The sequence below is a fragment of the uncultured Campylobacter sp. genome, from assembly GCF_938045225.1.
Lineage (GTDB): Bacteria > Campylobacterota > Campylobacteria > Campylobacterales > Campylobacteraceae > Campylobacter_A.
Genome location: NZ_CALINL010000290.1, coordinates 1 through 5,542, shown reverse-complemented (window position 1 = coordinate 5,542; position 5,542 = coordinate 1). Strand labels below are relative to the sequence as shown.

Genomic DNA, 5,542 nt, shown 5'->3' with positions numbered 1-5,542 from the left:
TTAGATACGATAACGGTAAAGATACGAAAACCTTCTATCATATTTTACTAAAGATGATAAGAAAAAATCCACTTAACTTATCTTGAGCCTAATAAAATCTATTTTAAAATTTCTTTAGCTATACTTTACAAAATCATTTAAAGGCAAAAAATGTTTAAAAAATTATCTTGTTTTTCTTTGCGTTTTTGGGCTTTTGCTTTGCGATGACGCCTGAGCAGTTTAAAGACTACATCGCTAAAAACAGCAAAAATATAGCTCAGCCGCAAGGCACTCCGTCTAAAATTCACGCGAGCTCGCCGCCGCTTTTATATATGCTTTACGCGCTTGATCCAGCCAAAATAAGCGGTCTAAATTTCGAGTGGAACGACTATGAAAAGCCATATATCAAAAAATGAAATTTTAGATCAGCCAGTCGTTGGTGGATTTTTTGGTCAGGGCAAGATCCCAAACGCCGAGATGCTTTTACGTCTAAACCGTGATCCCATCTTAGTAAATGCAAATTCTAAAAATGTCAAAAAGATGAGCGAAATTTTTGGCTCTATCAAAAAGCCTATACTCTATCTTAGCGGCACTAAGCTCGAGGACTACATATATGGATTTGCCGTTTTAGGCGAGATCGCTGGCAAGCAAGAGCGTGCAAAAGAGCTTATAGGCTACGCCAAAGAGAGCTTAAAATTAACAGAGCAGGCAGAAAAATATCTAAAAGAAAATAATATAAAAAGAAAAAGCGTCTATTATGCCCAAGGCAGCGACGGTCTAGCCACCGAGTGCGAGGGCTCGTGGCACGCTACGCTCATCGAGCGAGCCGGTGCGCAGAACGTGCATAAGTGCTCCGAAGATCCAAACGCCAAATCCTTCGGGCGCGTAAAGATCAGCTTCGAGCAGCTAGTAAAATACGACCCGGACGTTATCCTCATCTACGAAAAAGAGCTGTTTGATAAAATTTACGGCGATCCGAAGTGGCGGCTGCTGGGCGCGGTGAAAAACAAAAAAGCCTACTACATCCCGCGCGAGCCATTTTCGTGGTTTGACCGCCCGCCTTCATTTATGAGGTTTTTGGGGCTAAAATGGCTGGTAAATTTAATCTAGATCCACAGAAAATTGTTGATAAAGAAGCGTTTAAATTTGACATGGTTCGCGAAATGCGCGAGTTTTATAAGCTATTTTTGGATCTTGAGCTTACAGACGAGCAAATTTATAAAATTTTAGGACGGGGCGCCGAGTGAGTAAAGAAAAATGAGCAAAAAGGTGTTTGCGTTTTTGACCCTGCTACTGGCGCTTTGCGTCACGGGCTCGCTGCTGCTTGGCAAGTACGGCTTTGGGCTTGGTGATTATATAAACTACTTTAGCGCTCTTTTAAGGGGTGAAAGCTTAAAAGAGTACGAGGTGATGCACACGCTCTTACTCGAAATTCGCCTGTCACGCATACTTGCCTGCGTACTGATAGGCTCTAGCCTTGCCATTAGCGGTGCGGCCTATCAAGCGATGTTTGTAAATCATCTAATAAGCCCCTTGATACTTGGCGTTCTAAGCTGTGCTGGCTTTGGCGCTGCGGTGGGGGATGTTTTTTAAGCTAAGCGAGTATTTGATACAGCTTAGCACCTTCGCTTTTGGCTTTTTAGCCGTGCTTGTGGTCCTTGGTGTATCGGCACTTTACTCACGTAGCGGTAGCGTCATCGTGCTGGTTCTAGACGGCGTCATCAGCGGCTCATTCTTTACCTTACCACTCTCGGCGCTAAAATACGCCGCAGACCCGAGCGACGCGCTTCCCGCGATCACATATTTTTTTGATGGGAAGTCTTGCCTTTGCATCAAAAAACTTCATAACTATCTCTATCTTGCCGATGTGCATGGGCGTTTTACTGCTTTTGCTTAGCGGAAAGTACCTAAATGCGCTAAGTCTTGGCGAGGACGAGGCAAAGAGCCTTAGTATAACCACAACTTACGTTAAAATTTTTGTTATCGTAACGGCTACATTTGTAAGCGCACTAAGCGTAACGATCGCAGGCGTCATCGGCTGGATAGGACCTATCGTGCCGCATATCGCACGCTTTATCTTTGGGGCGAACAACCAGGCGGTTTCTGCGATGATAGGGACGATATTTTTGCTATTTTGCGATAACTTTTCAAGGATCGTTTTCACCTTTGAAATTCCCATCGGCATCGTCACCTCGCTTTTTGGAATTCCCGTCTTTATCGTCGTGCTTCGCCGCGCTAAAAAGGGCATTTGGCGATGATAGAGGTTAGAAATTTACACTTTGCCTACCGCGACAAGCCTATCTAAAAGGGATAAGTTTTTCTATAAACAATGGCGATACGCTAAGCATTTTGGGCGCAAACGACAGCGGAAAGAGTATCTTGCTTCGCATAATGCTTGGCTTTTTGAAATTTAAAGGCGAGGTTTTGATCGAGGGCAAAAGCGTGCGAGACCACGGCAAACGCGAGCTAGCAAAGATGATCGCTTACGTGCCCCAAACCCATGCGCCATCATATGATTACAGCGTATTTGACATCGTTTTGATGGGCGCGCTATGCAGGACGCCGCTATTTTCTAGCTTTAGCGCGGCGGATAAAAAGCTAGCCGAGCAGGCGCCGGAAAAAATGGGTATCGCGCATCTAAAAAACGCGCCCTACACAAAGGTCAGCGGCGGCGAGAAGTAGCTAGCCTACATCGCTCGCACGCTATTGCAAGGGGAGCAAAGGTGATCTTTATGGGCGAGCCGACCAACGGGCTGGATTTTGGCAACCAGATAAAGCTGCTTGAGATGATAAAGGGGTTAAAAGACGAGGGCTACACCTTCGTGCAGACGACGCACTACCCGCGGCATGCGAAATTCGTTTCAAATTTGACGCTGTTTATAAAAGACGGCGAAATTTTAGCCTTCGGGCGCAGCAAGCAGCTCATAAACGCCGAAAATATCGATAAAATTTACGGCATAAACTACGAAAGATACGAGGATAGATTATGAATTTACCTTCAAACTACGACGAGATCGACTTTGACGCGCTTTATAAGGCGCAAAAGGCGAGAAGCTCGTTTGGCAAAAAATTTGCCGAGGACTGGGACAAAAAGGCATCCAGCTTCAACGAGGGCGTGATGAAAAGCGCCTATGCGCGAGAATTTATAGATAAGGTCGATTTTACGGGCGTCTCTACGCTGCTTGACTTTGCGTGCGGAGCGGGCGCGCTAAGCGTGCTGGCAGCGGAAAGGGCAGATCAAATTTACGGCTACGATTTTTCGCCTAAGATGCTGGAATTCGCCCGTGAAAACGCTCAAATTTACGGCGCTAAAAACGTGAAATTTGCGCAAAAGGCTTTCGAGGACGACTGGTCTGACGTGCCCGCGTGCGACGTCGTTTTGGCTTCGCGCTGCCTTGAGGTGGACGATCTAAAAGCCGCGCTTAACAAGCTTCTTTCAAAGACCAAAAAGGCGCTTTACATCACGTTTAAGGTTGGCGGTAGTTTCGTGGACGAGGACGTTTTGGGCGCGATAGGGCGCAAGGTGGAGCAAAAGCCAGACTTCGTCTGTCTTTTAAATATCTTGTTTCAAATGGGCTATCTGCCGAGCCTAAGCTACATCAAAGCCAGGTGCCATGCAGGTCCTGCTTCGAGTGCCGAGGAACTCATCCAAAAGACGCGTTGGGGGCTTGGCGGCGAGCTAAGCGAAACGGAAGAGGCACGGCTAGCGGAGTATTTTAACAGCGGCAAATACAAACCGAAGCAAGAGTTTATGCACTGGGCGTTCGTGCGGGTGGATAAGGCAAATAGAGCTTAAATCTAAACATCTGTCTAAACTTGCTCATAAATTTGAGCAAATTTAGTGCTCGCTATGCTCCTGCCACCTCTGCTCCTCAAGGTCGATGTGATATAAAAACGTCCTAATGACCTCTTCGTCGATCTTTGGGTCTTTGTTTAGCTCACAAAGCGCTTTTCGCTGCTCATTTAGGATCTCAAAATAGGTCTGCCTGACCTCGTCGCTGATCTCGAAATTTTCATTTGAAAGCTCGAAATTCCAAACTTCTTTGAGTTTCTGAAACAAGAAATTCTCCTCATTGCAAAATTTCTCGCTTTGAAATTTAAGCGAAGCCTCTGCGATCGCCTTTTTTATCTTGATCCTTGCAAGCTCATTTGGCATGTGGTCGTTAAAGTCTGGAAATTTCACACTTTTGATGAGCAGCGGCAAGCTTAAGCCCTGAACTACGAGCGTTAGCAAGATCACAACAAAGGTGATAAATAAGATGAGATCTCTATGCGGAAATGGCTCGCTACCGGCCATGGCAGGGATAGAAAGTGCTGCAGCCAGCGAGACTACGCCCCTCATACCTGCCCAACCGACGATAAATGGTGTGGCTTTGCCAGGGTTGCGATCGTCCGCCACGCTGATATAGCGCTTCATAAACATCGTGATATAAACGGCTCCATAAGATGCCATGAGGCGGATAACGATGAGCACAGCAGTGACCAAAACGCCGTAAGATAGCGCCTCGAGCGGCGATACGCCACTATGCTTTAGTCCGTCTAAAATTTGAGGTAGATCAAGGCCGATCATGGTAAAGGCAAGGCCGTTTAGCAAGAATATAAAGTTGTTCCAAACGGGCACGGCGTGGATCCTTGCTGAAGCGGTGAAAATTTCGTTTCGTTTTGTCGAGAGGTAAAGTCCGCCACAAACCACTGCTAAAACGCCGCTCGCACCAAGCTCCTCAGCCAAAATATACATGACATAAGGCGTCGTGATCGTCATGATCGTATCGCTATTCTCGTCAGTTGGCAAGATCTTGTGCAAAAAGTAGGCCGCTAGCGCCACCACAAGGCCGGCCAAAACACCGCCAGCCACCATCCAGACAAAGCTCGCAGCCGCCTTATACCAGATAAACTGCCCAGTCGTCACAGCCACTGCGGCAAAGCGAAAGATGATGAGCGATGATGCGTCGTTTAAAAGGCTCTCGCCTTCTAAAATAGCGCTGATCCTGCGCGGGGCTTTGACAAATTTAAGGATAGCTGCCGTACTCACCGCATCTGGTGGCGAGACGATGGCGCCAAGCATAAAGCCAAGGGCGAGCGAGAAGCCGGGGATCATTAAATTTGCTATCAAAGCAACCGCTGCTGCGCTGATAAAAACGACGATAAATGCGAAACTGCCGATCGTTCGGCGCCATTTGTAGAGCTCTTTTATCGAGTTTGCCCATGCGGCCTCGTAAAGAAGCGGCGGTAAAAAGATGATGAAAATAAGCTCGGGGTCGATCCTGACGGTGGGTAAATTTGGCACAAAACTAATGGCAAGACCGCCCAAAACTAAAAGCACCGGATAGGCTACTTTTAGGCTGTTTGAGATCATCACTAAAGCGATAATGATAGCTAGCAAAGCCAAAAATAGTAGTAAATGTTCAATCATTTTTGTCCTTTAAATTTCTTTTTTGTTGTTGCCTAGGCTATCTTTTGTGCCAAAGCTATCGATCAGGCATCTTTTGACCAAATTTGCGATAGATTTTCTTGAAATTTGGGCATTTTCGTTTTTAAATTTCTCTCCTTTTGCCCAGCTCGT

At 46.4% G+C, this 5,542-nt stretch carries 10 protein-coding genes; 9 read left to right on the top strand and 1 reads right to left on the bottom strand.

The genetic code is table 11. From position 1 onward, the window contains the following. The first annotated feature begins 167 nt into the window (after positions 1-167). From Q0200_RS10590 to Q0200_RS10550, 9 genes are all read left to right on the top strand, one after another. Positions 168-395 carry a hypothetical protein gene (locus tag Q0200_RS10590; protein ID WP_297941016.1) on the top strand — a complete coding sequence of 76 codons (228 nt, stop codon included), beginning with the start codon at positions 168-170 and terminating at the stop codon, positions 393-395. After that, entirely contained in the window at positions 370-1,089 is a 720-nt protein-coding gene (locus Q0200_RS10585; RefSeq protein ID WP_297941015.1) for an ABC transporter substrate-binding protein, read from the top strand. The genes Q0200_RS10590 and Q0200_RS10585 overlap by 26 nt, the downstream gene beginning before the upstream one ends. Then, on the top strand, positions 1,068-1,226 hold the full coding sequence (locus Q0200_RS10580; RefSeq protein ID WP_297941014.1) for a hypothetical protein: 159 nt from the start codon (positions 1,068-1,070) through the stop codon (positions 1,224-1,226). Before Q0200_RS10585 ends, Q0200_RS10580 begins: the two co-directional genes overlap by 22 nt. A gap of 10 nt (positions 1,227-1,236) precedes the next feature. Further along, on the top strand, positions 1,237-1,572 hold the full coding sequence (locus Q0200_RS10575; protein WP_297941013.1) for an iron chelate uptake ABC transporter family permease subunit: 336 nt from the start codon (positions 1,237-1,239) through the stop codon (positions 1,570-1,572). Further along, positions 1,562-1,876 (top strand): hypothetical protein, encoded by a 315-nt coding sequence (locus Q0200_RS10570; RefSeq protein WP_297941012.1) that lies wholly within the window; start codon positions 1,562-1,564, stop codon positions 1,874-1,876. Before Q0200_RS10575 ends, Q0200_RS10570 begins: the two co-directional genes overlap by 11 nt. Next, positions 1,791-2,237: an iron chelate uptake ABC transporter family permease subunit gene (locus tag Q0200_RS10565; protein ID WP_297941011.1), complete on the top strand. Its 447-nt coding sequence runs from the start codon at positions 1,791-1,793 to the stop codon at positions 2,235-2,237. Before Q0200_RS10570 ends, Q0200_RS10565 begins: the two co-directional genes overlap by 86 nt. A 91-nt stretch (positions 2,238-2,328) precedes the next feature. Next, positions 2,329-2,661, top strand: a complete 333-nt coding sequence (locus Q0200_RS10560) for an ABC transporter ATP-binding protein (protein ID WP_297941010.1) — start codon at positions 2,329-2,331, stop codon at positions 2,659-2,661. Between the two features lie 50 nt (positions 2,662-2,711). Beyond that, positions 2,712-2,969, top strand: coding sequence for an ABC transporter ATP-binding protein (locus Q0200_RS10555; protein ID WP_297941009.1), 258 nt, complete (start codon positions 2,712-2,714; stop codon positions 2,967-2,969). Beyond that, positions 2,966-3,775 (top strand): class I SAM-dependent methyltransferase, encoded by an 810-nt coding sequence (locus Q0200_RS10550; RefSeq protein WP_297941008.1) that lies wholly within the window; start codon positions 2,966-2,968, stop codon positions 3,773-3,775. The genes Q0200_RS10555 and Q0200_RS10550 overlap by 4 nt, the downstream gene beginning before the upstream one ends. 42 nt (positions 3,776-3,817) lie before the next feature. On the opposite strand, the gene Q0200_RS10545 is transcribed toward Q0200_RS10550, so the two are convergent. Then, positions 3,818-5,392, bottom strand: coding sequence for a Na+/H+ antiporter (locus Q0200_RS10545; RefSeq protein ID WP_297941007.1), 1,575 nt, complete (start codon positions 5,390-5,392; stop codon positions 3,818-3,820). Positions 5,393-5,542 lie beyond the last annotated feature (150 nt).